Below are 15,917 nucleotides of genomic sequence, written 5' to 3'. Positions count from 1 at the left end.
GGACCGGCCGGACGATCAGAATGTTGCCGTTAGGCTCATCCAGAAGCGGCGGCCTTCCATAACCGTGTTGAAATCGGTCTGCTCGACTTCCTTGTCGAAGAGATTGTAGACCGCAGCGTTCAGCGTCAGGCCCTCGCCGACATCATATTTCGTGCCGATATCGACCGTCGTATAGGCGTCGTACTTGCGGCCTTGCTGGCCGTTGATCGTCACCGGCTTGCCGTTGGTGCCGATGCGCGGACCGGCGGCGATCTCTTCGCCGTGATAGTTGACGGAAGCCCAAGCTTCTAGCCCTTCGACCGGCGTGTACCAATCAGCCCTGAGATTGGCCATGTGTTCCGGCGTGCGCGCCAGCGGGAAGCCGGCAAAGGTACCGGTCTTCTGTTCGGACTGCGTGTAGGTGTAGCTCGCGCGAAGTGTCAGATCCGGCGTCGCATTCCAGGTCGCGGTCAGCTCGACGCCCTGAATGATCGCGTCGTCGATATTGTAGTTGTACCAGAGGCGGTAGTTCGGGTCCTCGCTCCAGCGCACCGGATTGCCGGCCGAATCCAGCACCATCGAGTTGGAGATCTTGTCCCGGAAATCCGTATAGAAATAGGTACCGCCGAGAATGACGTCGCCATTGTCCCAAACCGCGCCGATTTCATAGCTCGTGCTCGATTCGGCCTTCAGGTTCGGGTCGGCGATGATCACGCCGCAGGTGCCGGTCGGACCATAGGAGCAACCGCCACCGCCGGTCGTATAGGCATAACCCGGCGCGATGCTGCGGATATCGGGCGCACGGAAGCCGGTGGAAATGCCGCCCTTTACCGTCAGCATGTCGGTCGCGTTCCAGACGCCGTAGATGCGCGGGCTCAAGTGGTAGCCATATTCCTCATGATGATCGAGACGCAAGCCCGTAGTCAGCGCGAAGTCATCGACCATGCGCCATTCGTCTTCGGCAAACAGCGCCCATTGCGTCGCCGAGAAGGTCTCGTTCAAGCCCGTGCGTCGACCCGGGTTCTGTCGGAAAGCCGCGCCTCGAAATATTGCCCGCCAGTCACCAGCGTGTGGCTGCCGCCGAGATCGAAGGGAGTGGTGAACTTGCCGTCGATGACGGTGTTGCGCACCTCGGGCGCGCGCGGCTGCTTGACGAAGCGACCGTCTGCGTGGCTGTAGTTGTAGGTCCGGCGCTCCGCCCATTCCTGCAGGATGGAGAAGTCAGACGTCGTCGGTCCCCAGCGCCCCGTATGGGAGAACGACCAGTGATCGCGGTCGTTGTCGTTGTAGGTGCTGACCGCGCGCGGTCCAGGCTCGATCGTCTTGCCGACATTGGCATCGCGGCGAAGCCGTGCGGTCCCGCCTTCGAGGAAGAAGTCATGATCCTCGTTCGGCGTATAGGAAAGCCGCGCCGTCAGATCGTGTTCCTTCGAACCGGTGATGCCGGAAAGGAACCTGTCCTCACTGCGCTTCAGGCCGCGGCCCCAGATCTGTACGCCGAGCGTGTCTTTCAGGATCGGCCCGCTGGTATAGAACGACATTTGGCCCGAATTGCCGAACTGCTTGTGCTGCTGCATCGTGCCGTCGGTGGTAAACGAGCCGGTCCAGCTGTCGGCGACCTTGCGGGTGATGATGTTGATGACCCCACCCATGGCATCGGAACCGTAGAGCGACGACATCGGCCCACGGACGATCTCGATACGCTCGATGGCGGCGGCCGGCGGAATGAAGCTCTGCTCGAAACCGGAGTTGCCATTGGTGCGCGCGTCACGCGTGCTCTGGCGCTTTCCGTCGACAAGAATCAGCGTGTAGGAGCCGGGCAGGCCGCGGATGAAGATGTCGCGCTCGTTGGCGACACCGGTCACCGCAACCCCTTGCGCGTCGCGAAGCGCATCGGTGAGATCGCGGAACGACCGCTTTTGCAGGTCTTCGCCCGAGATCACCGTGATGCTCGCCGGCGCATCCTTGACGTTTTGCTCGAACCCGGTCGCCGTCACCACAATCTGCTCGAGTTCGGTCGCCTTCTCCTTTTCCTTGGCCTTCTGTGCCAAGGCTTCCGTCGGCACCGTCAGCGCCGTGCCGGCGAGGCAGGCGCAGACGAAACGATGTGACCATCCGGCCGAGCCGCACCGGTTCCAGCGGTCCCCTTGCCGCTGCTCCTCGGTTTCGGTCTCAGGCCCCATCCGCTTCATCATCTTCGCCCCGCATATATCTTGAGTAATGAACTCCACTTAGTTATTGGCGAGGGAGACGGTCAACGACGCTGTTTTGGAACCGTTCCAAATACGAAACGACGCAAAACAGCGCCCGCGAATATGCCGGATGAGACAGAAAGGCGGGACGGAACCATGGCGAAAGCAACGGCGAGCGTGACAGGAGGCGCGTCGGCCTCCAACGAACGTCAGACGGATCTGAGCAAGCTGCGCCTGCTCCTGGCGCTGGACGCACTGCTACGCGAAAACAGCGTCAGCCGTGCCGCTTCAAGCGTCGGTCTGCAGCCCTCGGCAATGAGCCGCTTGCTCGGTCAATTGCGTGAGGACTATGCCGATCCGCTGTTCCTGCGCACAGGTCATGGCCTGCGCCCGACCCCGCTTGCCGAGTCTCTGCGGCTACGCGTGCGCGCTCTTGCCGCAGAGACCGAAGCCCTGCTTGACGCACGCGCCGCTGGCTCCGCGTCCGCACCCACACAGACAGGTCACGCCGGCTGGGAAGGGCAGGCACTGACCGACGCACCACCGCTGGCGGTCCGGCCAAGCCGCCTGCTTGAGGGGGAGCCGGCACCGGAACAGTTCGCCGCAAAGCTGGCCGAAATCGGCGACGATGCCGCCCCTGAACGACGATTGGCTCGCTGCATCGCGACTGTCGGCACCGGCGCCGGCCGCAGCCGCCCCTTGAGCAAAGAGGAGGCCGAGGACGCGCTGGCGATCATCCTTGCCGGCGAAGCGGACCCGGTGCAGATCGGTGCGCTGATGACGGTGCTGCATTATCGCGGACCGACGGCGGTGGAGGTGGCCGGTTTCGTGCGCGCCATGCGCCGCCATATCGGCGCAATTGAACCGGGAAACGGCATCGCCGACCTCGATTGGCCCTGCTACCTCTCGCCCAAATTGAAGACTGCGCCCTGGTTCCTGCATGCGGCACGGCTTGTCGTCGATGCCGGGCATCGCGTCGTGCTGCATGGAAGCTACGGTGAAGAGGGTACGGATCGGCACAAGCTGGAGGTGGCCGCTTCCGCAGCCGGCATCCCGGTTTGCACGTCGATCACGGCCGCCAAGACAGCGCTTCGGTCGGCAGGCATCGCCTATCTGCCGCTCTCGGCCTTTGCGCCGCAGGTCTATCGCTTGCTGGGGCTCTATCGGCTGATGGAGATGCGCATGCCGCTAAACGCCGCCATACACCTCATCAATCCGATGGGCGGACGGACAAGCCTGCTCGGCGTCGCCAATCCCTCGAGCCGCACGCTCAGCCGCGACATCGCCATGCTGCTCGGCACGAGAGAGTTGACGATCCTCGGCAACACCCGCGACCACGCTGAGTTCACGCCCTACCGCCAGACGCCCCTTTTCCGCCTTGTCGGCGGCGAAGCCTCCGACGTCATCATTCCCGCGAAAATCGCGCCGCCGGCCGAACCGCGCACCGGCTTGAGCAGCCGCGAATACTGGCAGGCGGTTTGGACTGGTGCTGCCCGCGACGAGCGCGCGGAAACCACCATCATTACGACGGCGGCTGCCGCCCTTGTCAGTCTGCGCAATTACGACGACTTCGAGGCTGCTTGCGAGACAGTGCGGGGACTTTGGAACAACCGATCACGCCGGATGGCGTGATCGGAGTTCCGCGTGGCTCAGGCAGCCAGGCCCTTTTTCGCGAGCATCGCATCCGGGCTCGGCAGTTTGCCGCGAAAGGCCTTGTAGGCATCCTCCGGATCGATCGAGCCGCCGACCGAATAGATGTTGTCCTTGAGGCGGGCGGCCATGGCCGGATCGAAGGCGTTGCCGGTTTCCTCGAAGGCGGCGAAGGCATCGGCGTCGAGCACTTCCGACCACATGTAGGAATAGTAGCCGGCCGAGTAGCCGTCGCCCGAGAAGACGTGCAGGAAGTGCGGGCTGCGATGGCGCATGACGATGGATTTCGGCATGCCGATCTCATCGAGCTTCTTGGCTTCGAGCGCCATCGGTTCCGCCGTCACCGCGGCCGTATGATAGGCCATATCGACCAGTGCGGACGACGTGAACTCGACTGTTGCGAAGCCCGAGTTGAAGGTTCGCGCCGCCAGCACCTTGTCGAGCAGCGCCTGCGGCATCGGCTCGCCGGTCTGGTAGTGCACCGCATAACGCTTCAGGATCTCCGGCACCGTCAGCCAATGTTCGTAAAGCTGCGACGGCAGCTCGACGAAGTCACGCGACACACCCGTGCCGGACACCGAAGGGTAGGTGACGTTGGATAGCATGCCATGCAATGCGTGCCCGAACTCGTGGAAGAGCGTTCGGGCATCATCGAGCGACAGCAGCGCCGGCTTGCCCTCGGCGGGCTTGGCGAAATTGCAGACGTTGTAGATGATCGGCAGCTCGCCTTCGGCGCCATTCTTCAGCTTGAGCTTGTGCTGCGACTGGAACGAACTCATCCACGCACCGGAGCGCTTCGAAGACCGGGCGAAGTAGTCGCCAAGGAACAATGCCACCAGCTTGCCGGATGCATCCTTGACCTCGAAGACGCGCACGTCGGGATGGTAGGCGGCAATGCCCTTCTTCTCCGCCGCGGTAATGCCGAACAGACGCTTGGCGACATCGAAGCAGGCCTCGATGATCTTTTCGAGCTGCAGGTAAGGCTTGAGTTCGCCTTCGGAGAAATTGAACTTCTCGGCGCGGAGCTTCTCGGCGTAATGGCGCCAGTCCCAGGGCATGACGTCGTGATTGCGGCCCTCGTCGGCAACGAGCCGGGCAAGCTCGGCCTCTTCCTCGCGGGCGCGGGCAACCGCCTTTTCCCAGACTTGCATCAGCAGGCCGTTCACGGCAGTGGGCGTCTTCGCCATGGTATCGTCGAGCTTCAGCGACGCGAAGTTATGATAGCCGAGCAGCTTCGCCTTTTCGGCCCGCAGCGCCAGCATCTCGGCGATCAGCCCGCGATTGTCGGTGTCGCCGCCATTTTCACCGCGCGCGATCCAGGCGCGGAAGGCCTGCTCGCGAAGCTCGCGATTGTCGGAGAAGGTCAGGAACGGTTCGATGATCGAGCGCGACAGGGTGACGGCATACTTGCCCTTCTGGCCGCGGTCTTCGGCAACCGCCGCCATGGCGTCGCGCAGGAAGTCCGGCAGGCCGGCGAGCTGTTCCTCGCTCTCTAGGAACAGAACCCAGCTCTTCTCATCGGCGAGCACGTTCTGCCCGAACCTGGCGCCGAGACCGGCGAGTTTCTCGTTGATCGCTGCCAGCCGCTCCTGCTCCGGCTTTGCGAGCTTGGCGCCGGATTTGACGAAACCCTTCCAGTGGCGCTCGAGTACGCGCGTCGCTTCAAGATCGAGGCCAAGCCCTGCGCGCCCTTCCCACAGCGTGTCGATGCGCTTGAACAGCGCCGCATTCATGCCAATTTTCGAATAGTGCCGGGACATCTTCGGCGCGATATCGCGCTCCAGCGCCTGGATCGTCTCGTTGGTGTCGGCGCCGGCCTTGTTCCAGAAGATCGAGGATACGCGCGACAGTTCGTCACCGGCGATCTCCAGCGCAATGATCGTGTTTTCGAAGGTCGGCGCCGCCGGGTTTTCGGCAATCGCGTCGATCTCCGCCTCATGTTCCCTGAAAGCCGCGTCGAACGCCGGAGCAAAATCCTCGTCCTTCACCAGGTCGAAACGCGGCAGGCCTTCGTGGCCGGTCCATGCGGTGAGCGCGGGATTGAGCGGGGTGCTGGTGGTCATCAGAAATCCTTTCGCATGCGGTCCGACGCGGGGCCGGGGAGGGGCGTCGCTTATCTATGACATCAGGACGCGGAGGCAATGGAGGTGGTCGTGAGGGGGCTTGCCGTCAAGGCCTGCGCAAACCGAGAAGCCCGGGGGCAGCGTGCCAGACCGCCTGAACGGCAAAGCCGATGAACAGGAGACCGGAGAGCCGGACGATCGCGAGTTCGTGGCGTCGGTAGAAACGCCGCACGACGGAGGTGCCGATGATGACGATCAGGATCAGATCGGCCACGAGAAATCCGATCAGCGAGACGCCGAGCAGCGCCGGCAGCGCATCGAACTCGAGCGCGTTGGCCGAGCTGGCAAGCAGCGCCGTGAAGGTTGCGAGCGCTACCGGATAGCCCTTGGGATTGGTGAGTCCAAAAATCAGTCCGCGCCTCAAAGGACGCTCGACTGTCACGAGCGCGCGGTTCTCGCCGGCGGGGCGTGCGCGCAATGCCGTCCAGCCGATCCAGCCGAGATAGGCGCCGCAGAAGAGACCGAGGATATCGAAAATCGTCGTGCCGACGGAGCGCGCGCCGACGATTGCGACCAGCGCCAGGGTCGACCAGAGAACGTCACCGGCAAGGTGTCCGCCCATGAACAAGGCGCCTGCCTTGCGCCCCTGGCCGGCGCCGATGCCGAGCAGCGCCAGAAACGCCGGTCCGGGAATAAGGACGTAGGAGAGGGCGGCGAGAAAGGCTCCAATCAGCAGCGTCTCGGACATGGCGGGTTCCCAGTTGTGTTACCCGCATTCGATCCGGAGGCACCGTTTCAGTCAAGAGGAAAGCTAAGCCAACTATAGGAAGACGCGGCTGAGCGCTTGCCGGAAGTAAAGGTCAGGTTCTTGGTCGTGGCGCAGATATGGGCGGCGACGGCGTGAACAAAATTGCGCATGTTTTTCTCCTCGAGGGATCGACGGCCAGGCAGGTACGCGGCTTCTGGGCCATGATCGCAGTGCCTCGACCGATCAGCTGTTCCGTAGGGAACGTTCCGCTCGCGGGCGCGCACAAATCTTTCGTTTCGCCGATTTCCCTCGATACGAAGTTGCGCTAGAACGCGGCCGAGTTTTCCCCCCGCGAGAAGGACTATCCATGACTGTGCGCAACCTCTTCCTTCTGCCCGGCGACGGCATCGGCCCGGAAGCCATGGCGGAAGTCCGCAAAATCATCGCCTACATGAATGCCGAGCTTGGTGCCGGCTTCGTGACGGACGAGGGCCTGGTTGGCGGTTCGGCCTATGACGCCCACGGTCAGGCGATCTCGGAAGAGGACATGGNTGAATGCCGAGCTTGGTGCCGGCTTCGTGACGGACGAGGGCCTGGTTGGCGGTTCGGCCTATGACGCCCACGGTCAGGCGATCTCGGAAGAGGACATGGCAAAGGCGCTTGCCGCCGATGCGGTGCTGTTCGGCGCCGTCGGCGGTCCGAAGTGGGATGCGGTGCCCTACGAGGTTCGCCCGGAAGCCGGTCTGCTGCGCCTGCGCAAGGATCTCGAGCTCTTCGCCAACCTGCGCCCGGCGATCTGCTACCCGGCGCTTTCCGCCGCCTCGTCGCTCAAGCCGGAACTGGTCGAAGGCCTCGACATTCTGATCGTGCGCGAGCTGACCGGTGGCGTCTATTTCGGCGAACCGAAGGAGATCGTCGATCTCGGCAACGGCCAGAAGCGTGGCATCGACACCCAGGTCTATGACACCTACGAGATCGAGCGCATCGCCGGCGTCGCCTTCGAGCTGGCCCGCACCCGCAACAACCGCGTCTGCTCGATGGAAAAGCGCAACGTCATGAAGNGACACCTACGAGATCGAGCGCATCGCCGGCGTCGCCTTCGAGCTGGCCCGCACCCGCAACAACCGCGTCTGCTCGATGGAAAAGCGCAACGTCATGAAGTCGGGCGTGTTGTGGAACCAGGTGGTGACCGAGACGCACAAGGCGAAGTACTCCGACGTCCAGCTCGAGCACATGCTGGCGGACGCCGGCGGCATGCAGCTGGTGCGCCAGCCCAAGCAGTTCGACGTCATCGTCACCGACAACCTGTTCGGCGACATGCTGTCGGACGTGGCCGCGATGCTCACCGGCTCGCTCGGCATGCTGCCCTCGGCCTCGCTCGGCGCGCCGGATGGTGTCAGCGGCAAGCGCAAGGCGCTCTATGAGCCGGTGCACGGCTCGGCACCCGACATTGCCGGCCAGGGCATCGCCAACCCGATCGCGATGATCGCGTCGTTCGCCATGTGCCTGCGCTACTCCTTCAACCTGGTGAAGGAAGCCGACAATCTGGAGAGGGCGATCGCCAACGTGCTCTATCCTGACAAGTTCCGACGCNCGGCTCGGCACCCGACATTGCCGGCCAGGGCATCGCCAACCCGATCGCGATGATCGCGTCGTTCGCCATGTGCCTGCGCTACTCCTTCAACCTGGTGACGGAAGCCGACAATCTGGAGAAGGCGATCGCCAACGTGCTCGACCAGGGCATCCGCACCGGCGACATCATGGCCGAAGGCGCACGGAAGGTCGGAACCGTCGAAATGGGCGAAGCCATCCTTGCCGAGTTCAAGGCGCTGTCGGCGTAAGCGACAACCGATCCCGGATCGGCGTCACGCCGACGCCAACAGGCCTACGAAAACCAACACCTCCGGAGCGCATCCGGAGGTGTTTTGCATTCCACGGCCTTGAATTTGCCAAAAGAACCGACACATCGGAAAAAGACGGACCGGGGCCGCCTGGCGCGGGAAGCGCCCTGCATCGTGCCCCGACAGGAACAGACAATTGCCGCGCGATCTGGGTGGCAGGATGGGAGAACCATGAACCGACCACTTGCGGCCACCGGATGGATCGTGCTGACAACAGCCATCCTCGTGTTCGCGCTCATCCCGCTCGATCCGTTCCTGTCACAGCGCGCGCAAGGCCTGCCGGACAACATCGTCACCTTCAATGAAAGGATCACCGATTTCGGTACCTTTGGCTGGATGATCTATCTTTCCGGTATCCTGCTTGCGGGGGCCTTCGTGCTGCGCCGGGCGGCAAGCCAGGGGCCGCTTCAAAACAAGGCGCGCACTGCCCGCGACCTCGCCGCCTATTTCCTTTTGACGATCGGCACCGCCAGCGCGTTGGTGCATACGCTGAAGCTCCTGATCGGCCGGGCACGACCGGAACTCTTTGCCGAGCTCGGCGCCTACAGCCTGACGCCGTTCGCCGCCAGTGATCTCTATGAGAGCTTTCCGTCCGGGCACTCGACTGCGGCCGGTGCGTTTTTCGGCGTCTTCGCCATGCTGCTGCCGAGACTGAGGCCACTCTTTCTGGTCCTGGCGCTGACGATCGGTGTTTCCCGCGTCATCGTTGGCGCACACTATCCGAGCGACGTCGCCGCCGGGCTGCTGCTCGGCCTTTGGACATCGGTGATGATGGCGTTTGTCTTTGCCAAATACGGTCGCCTGTTTCGCCTCGGCCCGGGCGGTTGGCCGCTTGCCGGACGCAGCGAGCCGACCCAATAAAAAAGCCGGCGCGGAAGACCGCGCCGGAGTCAGGAGAGCCATAATAGCTCGGGGAAGATTTGAGGTGCTCCCGGGATTTGTTCTCTCCGGGAGCGCCGGGCTTAATCCATCGCGTGGATGTCGCGATCCTTCGTTTCCGGCAGGAAGAGGAGGCCGATGACCAGCGTGATCCCTGCAAAGACGATCGGGTACCAGAGGCCGTAGTAGATATCGCCCTGGGCAGCACTCATCGCGAAGGCCGTTGCCGGAAGCAGACCGCCGAACCAGCCGTTGCCGATGTGGTAGGGCAGCGACATGCCGGTGTAGCGGATGCGGGTCGGGAAGAGTTCGACCAGCAGGGCTGCGATCGGGCCGTAGACCATCGTCACGTAGATGACGAGCACGGTGAGCACCGCGATGATCGTCGTCCAGTTGACGTTGGCAGGATCCGCGACCATCGCGTAGGTGCCGCCGCCGGCGATCGTGTAGACGGCCATTTCGGTGGCAGCGCCCACTTCATCCTTGGTCAGCAGCTTGTCGGCGATGAGCTTTTCGGCCGGAACCATGGTCTTTTCGCCGCCGCGGACAGCGGCTGCGTCAAGCGACAGTTCCGGGTTGGCGGTGACAAAACCGTCAAGCTTGGCGTCCGGAACCTTTGCCGCGCCACGAACCAGCGGGTAGCCGGCATTGTGGAGCGCCATGTTGGTCTGCTTTTCGAAGGCGGCGTTGGCGGCCTTGGCACCATCGCCAGCAGCGACTGCGTCGTAGCTGTTGATCGTGGTGTCGCCGACCTTGACCGTCGCCGCCGTGCCCGCTGCTGCCGTCGTGACGACGTCGTAGGGAACGGAGTTCTTGGTGAGGAACGCGGTTGCGATGTCGCACGAGGTGGTGAACTTCGCCGTGCCCGTCGGGTTGAACTGGAATTTGCAGTCGCCGGGAGCCGCGGTCACCGTTGCGCGAACGGTTGCCTGGGCTTCAGCGAGTGCAGGGTTACCGGCCCAGGTCAGCGCCTTGAACAGCGGGAAGTAGGTGAGCATCGCAAGCAGCAGACCGGCCATGATGATCGGCTTGCGGCCGATCTTGTCGGAGAGCCAGCCGAAGAGCACGAAGAAGCCGGTGCCAATCAAAAGCGAGGCGGCGACCATGATGTTGGCCGACTGACCGTCTACTTTCAGGACACCGGTCAGGAAGAACAGCGCGTAGAACTGACCGGAGTACCAGACCACGGCTTGTCCGACGACGGCACCGAACAGCGCCAGAAGCGCGATCTTGGCGTTCTTCCACTGGCCGAAGGCTTCCCGAAGCGGCGCCTTGGAGCCCTTGCCCTCTTCCTTCATCTTCTTGAAGGCCGGGGATTCGTTCATCTTCAGACGGATCCAGACGGAAATGCCGAGAAGCACGCAGGACAGCAGGAACGGAATGCGCCAGCCCCAGGCGGCGAAGGCTTCCTTGCCGAGCGCGAACTGCACGAGCAGGATCACCACCAGCGACAGGAACAGACCGAGCGTCGCCGTGGTCTGGATCCAGGACGTGAAGTAGCCGCGACGCCCATGCGGCGCGTGTTCGGCCACGTAGGTTGCCGCACCGCCATATTCGCCGCCGAGCGCCAGGCCCTGCAGCATGCGCAGCACGATGAGCAGGATCGGCGCGGCAATGCCGATCGAGGCAGCGCCGGGCAGGATGCCGACCAGGAAGGTCGACAGACCCATGATCAGGATCGTCACGAGGAAGGTGTATTTGCGGCCGACGAGGTCACCCAGGCGACCGAAGACGAGCGCGCCGAACGGGCGAACCAGGAAGCCCGCGGCAAAGGCCAGAAGCGCGAAGATGTTACGCGTCGTTTCCGGGTAGGAACTGAAGAAGGTCGCGCCGATGTAGACGGCGAGCGAACCGTAGAGATAGAAATCGTACCATTCGAAGACGGTACCGAGCGACGAGGCGAAGATGACCTTCTTCTCCTCGCCGGTCATCGGACGCGTTTTTGCGTCGTCCGCTGTCGCGACATTTGCCATTTTGATAATCCTCCACTCCAAAGGAGCGCCCATTGGCTGGTCCAGCATTCCTCCCTCGAACGTCCGGACGTGGTGCGCCTGAAATGAGGATGTCAGAAAAGTGTCATCACAGGCAGAGATGCTTTCGGCTTATGACTTTCGTCTAATGCGGCGATCGATCGCGGGCAGGGCGGGGGCGTGCCGGCGCGCGGCAATGTCTTGACTCTTCCCCAAAACCGCGTAAGAGCAGCGACGAACGAGGAAATCACCACCATGCGACCGATCGGTCCAGCCATCGCTGCTTTGATCCTGCCGGCTCTTGCCGCGGGGCAGGATGTCGATTTTTCGTTCGCTTGCAAAACAACGGCCAAAACGACGACGAAAACCGTCTGACGTCTCTGGCCCTCCGCTCTCTCCCCGGTTTGGCCGGGGACAGGAACCCTCGCGGCAGGTCGCGCGGTTTCCCCCTCACCCGACGAGGAGAGACAGAAAAGAGAGCTTAGATCATGGGTTTCAAGATTGCAGTCGCAGGCGCCACCGGCAATGTCGGCCGGGAGATGCTGAACATCCTTTCCGAACGCGGCTTTCCCGCGGATGAAGTGGTCGCCCTCGCTTCCGCCCGCTCCCAGGGCACCGAAGTTTCCTTCGGCGACAAGACCCTCAAGGTCAAGAACCTCGAAAACTACGACTTCTCCGACACCGATATCTGCCTGATGTCGGCTGGCGGCGCCGTATCGCTGAAGTATTCGCCGAAGATCGGCCAGCAGGGCTGCGTCGTCATCGACAACTCCTCGGCCTGGCGCTACGACGCCGAAGTGCCGCTGATCGTTCCGGAAGTGAACCCGGACGCGATCGCGCAGTTCACCAAGAAGAACATCATCGCCAATCCGAATTGCTCGACCGCCCAGCTCGTCGTCGCGCTGAAGCCGCTGCACGACCACGCCAAGATCAAGCGCGTCGTCGTCTCGACCTACCAGTCGGTTTCCGGCGCCGGCAAGGACGGCATGGACGAACTCTTCAACCAGACCCGCGCCGTCTTCGTTGCCGATCCGATCGAATCGAAGAAGTTCACCAAGCGCATCGCCTTCAACGTCATTCCGCACATCGACGTGTTCATGGAAGACGGCTACACGAAGGAAGAGTGGAAGGTTCTCGCCGAGACCAAGAAGATGCTCGACCCGAAGATCAAGGTGACCTGCACTGCCGTGCGCGTTCCCGTCTTCATCGGCCATTCGGAATCGGTGAACATCGAGTTCGAAAACGAGATCACCGCTGACGAAGCGCGCGACATCCTGCGCGAAGCGCCGGGTTGCCTCGTCGTCGACAAGCACGAGAACGGCGGCTACGTCACGCCTTATGAGTGCGCCGGCGAAGATGCGACCTACATCTCGCGCATCCGCGAAGACGCAACCGTCGAGAACGGCCTCAACCTGTGGGTCGTTTCCGACAACCTGCGCAAGGGTGCCGCTCTGAACGCGATCCAGATTGCCGAGCTGCTGGTCAATCGTGGCCTCATCAAGCCGCGCAAGCAGGCTGCCTGAAAACGGCATTAGAACCATTCACTCCCGCCAGGCTCTTTCGAGCCTGGCGGGTTTCCTGTTTCACGAGGGGCCGATCCTTCCCGGATTCACGTGAAACCACGATAAAGTTACCTGCCGCTTGCGGTAGGTGACACGGCCGGCGAAGGCTGGCATTTTTAAGAGCAACGAGATTCGGGCTATGACGGGGTATTTCATGCACAGGGCGAAGTGCGCAGCAGTGGGGCTTGCCGCCCTGATTTCGACTGCAGTTTTTCCGGCGGTGGCATCTGCCGCCCAATGCGGCAATGACGGAAGCGGCTTTGAAGCCTGGGTGCAGAACTTCAAGCAGCAGGCCTCCGGCAACGGCATCAGCCCGCAGGTGCTCGACCGTGCACTCTCCGGCGTCTCCTACAACAAGGCGACGATCCGCGCCGACCGCGGCCAGAAGAGCTTCAAGCTGTCGCTCGAGCAGTTCATGCAGAAGCGCGGCGGCCAGGTGATCATTTCCCGCGGCAAGAAGATGAAGCAGCAGAACGCCGCACTCTTTACCAGCATCGAGCGGCGCTACGGCGTGCCGGCTGGCCCGCTGATTGCCATCTGGGGCATGGAAACCGGCTTCGGCGGTTTCATGGGCAAGGAGCACACGCTCTCGGCCGTTTCGACGCTGGCCTATGACTGCCGTCGCTCGGACTACTTCACCAACCAGCTCTATGCGGCCCTGCAGCTCGTGCAGCGCGGCGATCTGAGCCCGGATGCGCGTGGCGCCGCCCACGGCGAGATCGGCCAGACCCAGTTCCTGCCCGCCAACGTCCTGAAATACGGCGTCGATGGCGATGGCAACGGCCATGTCGACATGGTTCGCTCCAAGGCCGACGCGCTGGCATCCACCGCCAATTTCCTGCGCGGCCATGGCTGGCAGCCGGGCGCCGGCTATCAGCAGGGTCAGGCGAACTTCGCTGCGATCCAGGGCTGGAACGCCGCAAGCGTCTACCAGCAGGCGATCGCCATCATCGGCGCCGAGATCGACGGTCTCTAGGATTTTCGTCCTTCGGAACGCATAACCAACCAGACAAAGGGCCCGGTTCGAAAGAGCCGGGCCTTTTTTTGCTGACCGATTACATTCCCGGGCGGGAGAAGTCGCCCGTCACCGGGTCCATCACCCAGAGTTCGCCGGTCGAGATGTCGAACCAGGCGCCGTGCAGGTGGAGCTTGCCCTTGGCCTCGAGGATCTGGACGCACGGGAAAGTGCGCAGATTGGCAAGCGAGTTGCGGATCGAAACCCGCTCGAGCGCACGCTGGCGCTCCGCCTGCGTCATCACGTCGTTGCTCTGGATCTGCTCAGCCGCGGGCCTCAGCAGATGCATCCAGCGACCGATGAAATCGCCCGGTGACAGAGGCTCCGCATCGGGATCGAGTGCCGCTTTGATACCACCGCAGCGGCCATGGCCCATGACGACGATGTCGCTGACGCGCAGTGACTGCACGGCGAACTCGAGGGCTGCCGAAGTGGAGTGGTAGTGACCATCCGGCTCGTAGGGCGGCATGAGATTGGCGACGTTGCGCACGACGAAGAGTTCGCCCGGGCCGCTGTCGAAGATCGTTTCCGGCGCAGCGCGCGAGTCGCAACAGGCAATCACCATCGTCTTCGGCTTTTGACCGGTTTCCGCCAGCGCCTTGTAGCGTTTCTGCTGCTCGCTGAAGCGACCGTTCATGAAGTTGTGGTAGCCGTTCAGAAGATAGTCCGGAAAACGCTGCTGCTGCTTGTCCATCGATTGCTCCGCTCGTGCTTCAAGGCGGCATGGCCGGCTTTCGCCCACCTGCGCCTCCGTCATGAAAATGATCGCGATCTAAAATTCAATCCACGATGCCATAGGGGTGGCGGTCCGTGAACAGCTTCTTCACTTGCGCCGCATCTGATTCGGATGAACCAGTCGGCGCATCTGCACCATCGCCATTGGCGTCGATAGGCTCGACGCGTCCTGCTCGATGGTCAGTTCATCCGCGCCGCGCTTGACGCTCCGCGCGATGATCTCAAATACGCTCGCAGTCGCCATCTGCAAGGCACGTTCCTCTGAAAGTCCTTCAAGGATCCGGGCGAGAAACACCGCCGCCAACAGGTCGCCCGTACCATTCGGCGGGTTTTCGACCAAACGATGTTCGGCAAGCAGGGCGTGGTTGCCCGAGAGAAAGAGATTACCGGTCCCGCCGCTCATCATCGGCACGGCAGACGTCACCAAGACGCGGGCCGGACCGAGGCCGAGCGCTGCGTCAAGGATCGCCGTGTTCGTCTCCAACGTCGCCCCGGCAAGCCAGGCAAGCTCGTAACGGTTCGGGGTCGCGAGATTTGCAAGCGGCAGCAACCGGTCGCGAATGGCAACCGCCGTGACTTCCGGCACATAGAGACCGCCAGCATCGCCGATCACGGGGTCGCAGGCGTAGATCAGTTTGGGATTGCGCTCCTTCAGCGCCGTCACCAGCCGGGCCACGCTTTCGGCCTGTCCGGCCGAGCCGAGGTAGCCCGAAAGCACGGCACGCACCTCTCCGGCCCAGGGTGCTGCCATGAGGTCATCGATCACCGACCCGAAATCCTGATCGGAAATGGTGACCCGCGTCGAGCGGCCGTGGCCCGGATGCCAGGGGAGGATGACGGTCGGGAGGGCCCAGACTGGATGCCCCAGAGTTTCAAGCGCGAAGACCACGGCCCTGTTGCCCACCTTGCCGCGCACGACATGGCTAGAGATGACGATGACGGCGCCGGGCAGGGAAGGCATTTCGGGCATCGACCAGTCCAATCCTACGATCTCGAAACTCTGTTCACCCGACTGTCACCCCCCTGTCAACAGCCGATGGCAGATAGGCTCCGGAGAAGCCTCTGGCGTTTTCGTGCTTTTTCTTCGATTTTCGAGCAATTTTCGCGAAATTACCTTCGATTTAAATGGATTTAAGCTGTTTTCACGTGAAATTCTCCGATTTTGGGCTCGATTTTGCCGAAATCAGCGTAAAAAGCGGTCGCCATTAGCCATGGTTCTGATA

11 protein-coding genes and 4 pseudogenes are annotated in these 15,917 nt (G+C 62.6%); 8 read left to right on the top strand and 7 right to left on the bottom strand.

Annotated elements, in window-relative coordinates; genetic code table 11:
• Nucleotides 1-15: 15 nt before the first annotated feature.
• Nucleotides 16-2,045, bottom strand: a pseudogene (locus ASD63_RS24740) (TonB-dependent receptor).
• 282 nt (nucleotides 2,046-2,327) lie between these two features.
• Here ASD63_RS24740 and ASD63_RS24735 point away from each other — a divergent pair.
• Nucleotides 2,328-3,803, top strand: a complete 1,476-nt coding sequence (locus ASD63_RS24735; RefSeq protein WP_082572986.1) for a glycosyl transferase family protein — start codon at nucleotides 2,328-2,330, stop codon at nucleotides 3,801-3,803.
• A 17-nt stretch (nucleotides 3,804-3,820) separates the two neighbouring features.
• On the opposite strand, the gene ASD63_RS24730 is transcribed toward ASD63_RS24735, so the two are convergent.
• The 3 genes from ASD63_RS24730 to ASD63_RS36670 form a co-directional block, all read right to left on the bottom strand.
• On the bottom strand, nucleotides 3,821-5,884 hold the full coding sequence (locus tag ASD63_RS24730) for a M3 family metallopeptidase (protein ID WP_060529991.1): 2,064 nt from the start codon (nucleotides 5,882-5,884) through the stop codon (nucleotides 3,821-3,823).
• Between the two features lie 106 nt (nucleotides 5,885-5,990).
• Nucleotides 5,991-6,632: a LysE family translocator gene (locus ASD63_RS24725; RefSeq protein WP_034803056.1), complete on the bottom strand. Its 642-nt coding sequence runs from the start codon at nucleotides 6,630-6,632 to the stop codon at nucleotides 5,991-5,993.
• Nucleotides 6,633-6,679: 47 nt separating this feature from the next.
• Entirely contained in the window at nucleotides 6,680-6,802 is a 123-nt protein-coding gene (locus tag ASD63_RS36670) for a hypothetical protein (RefSeq protein ID WP_256385288.1), read from the bottom strand.
• A gap of 197 nt (nucleotides 6,803-6,999) precedes the next feature.
• On the opposite strand from ASD63_RS36670, the pseudogene ASD63_RS34520 reads away from it, so the two are divergent.
• The 5 genes and pseudogenes from ASD63_RS34520 to ASD63_RS24705 form a co-directional block, all read left to right on the top strand.
• Nucleotides 7,000-7,183, top strand: a pseudogene (locus tag ASD63_RS34520) (isocitrate/isopropylmalate family dehydrogenase); the annotation flags it as partial.
• Nucleotide 7,184: 1 nt separating this feature from the next.
• Nucleotides 7,185-7,693: pseudogene (locus ASD63_RS36330) on the top strand (isocitrate/isopropylmalate family dehydrogenase); the annotation flags it as partial.
• A 1-nt stretch (nucleotide 7,694) separates the two neighbouring features.
• A pseudogene (locus ASD63_RS36325) lies at nucleotides 7,695-8,225 on the top strand (isocitrate/isopropylmalate family dehydrogenase); the annotation flags it as partial.
• A gap of 1 nt (nucleotide 8,226) precedes the next feature.
• The coding region (locus ASD63_RS24710) for an isocitrate/isopropylmalate family dehydrogenase (RefSeq protein ID WP_244497277.1) at nucleotides 8,227-8,473 on the top strand (247 nt) is incomplete at its 5' end.
• Nucleotides 8,474-8,704: 231 nt separating this feature from the next.
• The gene (locus ASD63_RS24705; protein WP_034800174.1) at nucleotides 8,705-9,394 is read left to right on the top strand and encodes a phosphatase PAP2 family protein; all 690 of its coding nucleotides are present in this window, start codon (nucleotides 8,705-8,707) and stop codon (nucleotides 9,392-9,394) included.
• A gap of 101 nt (nucleotides 9,395-9,495) precedes the next feature.
• Here the strand turns inward: ASD63_RS24705 and ASD63_RS24700 are convergent, their stop codons facing one another.
• Nucleotides 9,496-11,385 (bottom strand): MFS transporter, encoded by a 1,890-nt coding sequence (locus ASD63_RS24700; protein WP_034800173.1) that lies wholly within the window; start codon nucleotides 11,383-11,385, stop codon nucleotides 9,496-9,498.
• 485 nt (nucleotides 11,386-11,870) lie between these two features.
• On the opposite strand from ASD63_RS24700, the gene ASD63_RS24690 reads away from it, so the two are divergent.
• Nucleotides 11,871-12,905, top strand: a complete 1,035-nt coding sequence (locus tag ASD63_RS24690) for an aspartate-semialdehyde dehydrogenase (RefSeq protein ID WP_034800169.1) — start codon at nucleotides 11,871-11,873, stop codon at nucleotides 12,903-12,905.
• Nucleotides 12,906-13,098: 193 nt separating this feature from the next.
• A complete protein-coding gene (locus ASD63_RS24685) occupies nucleotides 13,099-13,920 on the top strand; it encodes a lytic transglycosylase domain-containing protein (protein WP_034800180.1) in 822 nt (273 codons plus the stop codon).
• 79 nt (nucleotides 13,921-13,999) lie between these two features.
• Here the strand turns inward: ASD63_RS24685 and ASD63_RS24680 are convergent, their stop codons facing one another.
• Nucleotides 14,000-14,653: a carbonic anhydrase gene (locus ASD63_RS24680; protein WP_034800167.1), complete on the bottom strand. Its 654-nt coding sequence runs from the start codon at nucleotides 14,651-14,653 to the stop codon at nucleotides 14,000-14,002.
• 129 nt (nucleotides 14,654-14,782) lie between these two features.
• Nucleotides 14,783-15,664: a pyridoxal kinase PdxY gene (gene pdxY / locus ASD63_RS24675; RefSeq protein ID WP_034800179.1), complete on the bottom strand. Its 882-nt coding sequence runs from the start codon at nucleotides 15,662-15,664 to the stop codon at nucleotides 14,783-14,785.
• Nucleotides 15,665-15,917 lie beyond the last annotated feature (253 nt).

It is taken from the genome of Ensifer sp. Root558, assembly GCF_001427045.1.
Lineage (GTDB): Bacteria > Pseudomonadota > Alphaproteobacteria > Rhizobiales > Rhizobiaceae > Ensifer > Ensifer adhaerens.
Note: the sequence above shows the minus strand (reverse complement) of the source record. Positions and strands in the feature narration are given on the sequence as shown.

Bases quoted from the DNA above. Each gene is read 5' to 3' on its own strand.
- ASD63_RS24735 (WP_082572986.1), top strand. From the start codon at position 2,328: ATGGCGAAAGCAACGGCGAGCGTGACAGGAGGCGCGTCGGCCTCCAAC.
- ASD63_RS24730 (WP_060529991.1), bottom strand. From the start codon at position 5,884: ATGACCACCAGCACCCCGCTCAATCCCGCGCTCACCGCATGGACCGGC.
- ASD63_RS24725 (WP_034803056.1), bottom strand. From the start codon at position 6,632: ATGTCCGAGACGCTGCTGATTGGAGCCTTTCTCGCCGCCCTCTCCTAC.
- ASD63_RS36670 (WP_256385288.1), bottom strand. From the start codon at position 6,802: ATGCGCAATTTTGTTCACGCCGTCGCCGCCCATATCTGCGCCACGACC.
- ASD63_RS24705 (WP_034800174.1), top strand. From the start codon at position 8,705: ATGAACCGACCACTTGCGGCCACCGGATGGATCGTGCTGACAACAGCC.
- ASD63_RS24700 (WP_034800173.1), bottom strand. From the start codon at position 11,385: ATGGCAAATGTCGCGACAGCGGACGACGCAAAAACGCGTCCGATGACC.
- ASD63_RS24690 (WP_034800169.1), top strand. From the start codon at position 11,871: ATGGGTTTCAAGATTGCAGTCGCAGGCGCCACCGGCAATGTCGGCCGG.
- ASD63_RS24685 (WP_034800180.1), top strand. From the start codon at position 13,099: ATGCACAGGGCGAAGTGCGCAGCAGTGGGGCTTGCCGCCCTGATTTCG.
- ASD63_RS24680 (WP_034800167.1), bottom strand. From the start codon at position 14,653: ATGGACAAGCAGCAGCAGCGTTTTCCGGACTATCTTCTGAACGGCTAC.
- pdxY (WP_034800179.1), bottom strand. From the start codon at position 15,664: ATGCCCGAAATGCCTTCCCTGCCCGGCGCCGTCATCGTCATCTCTAGC.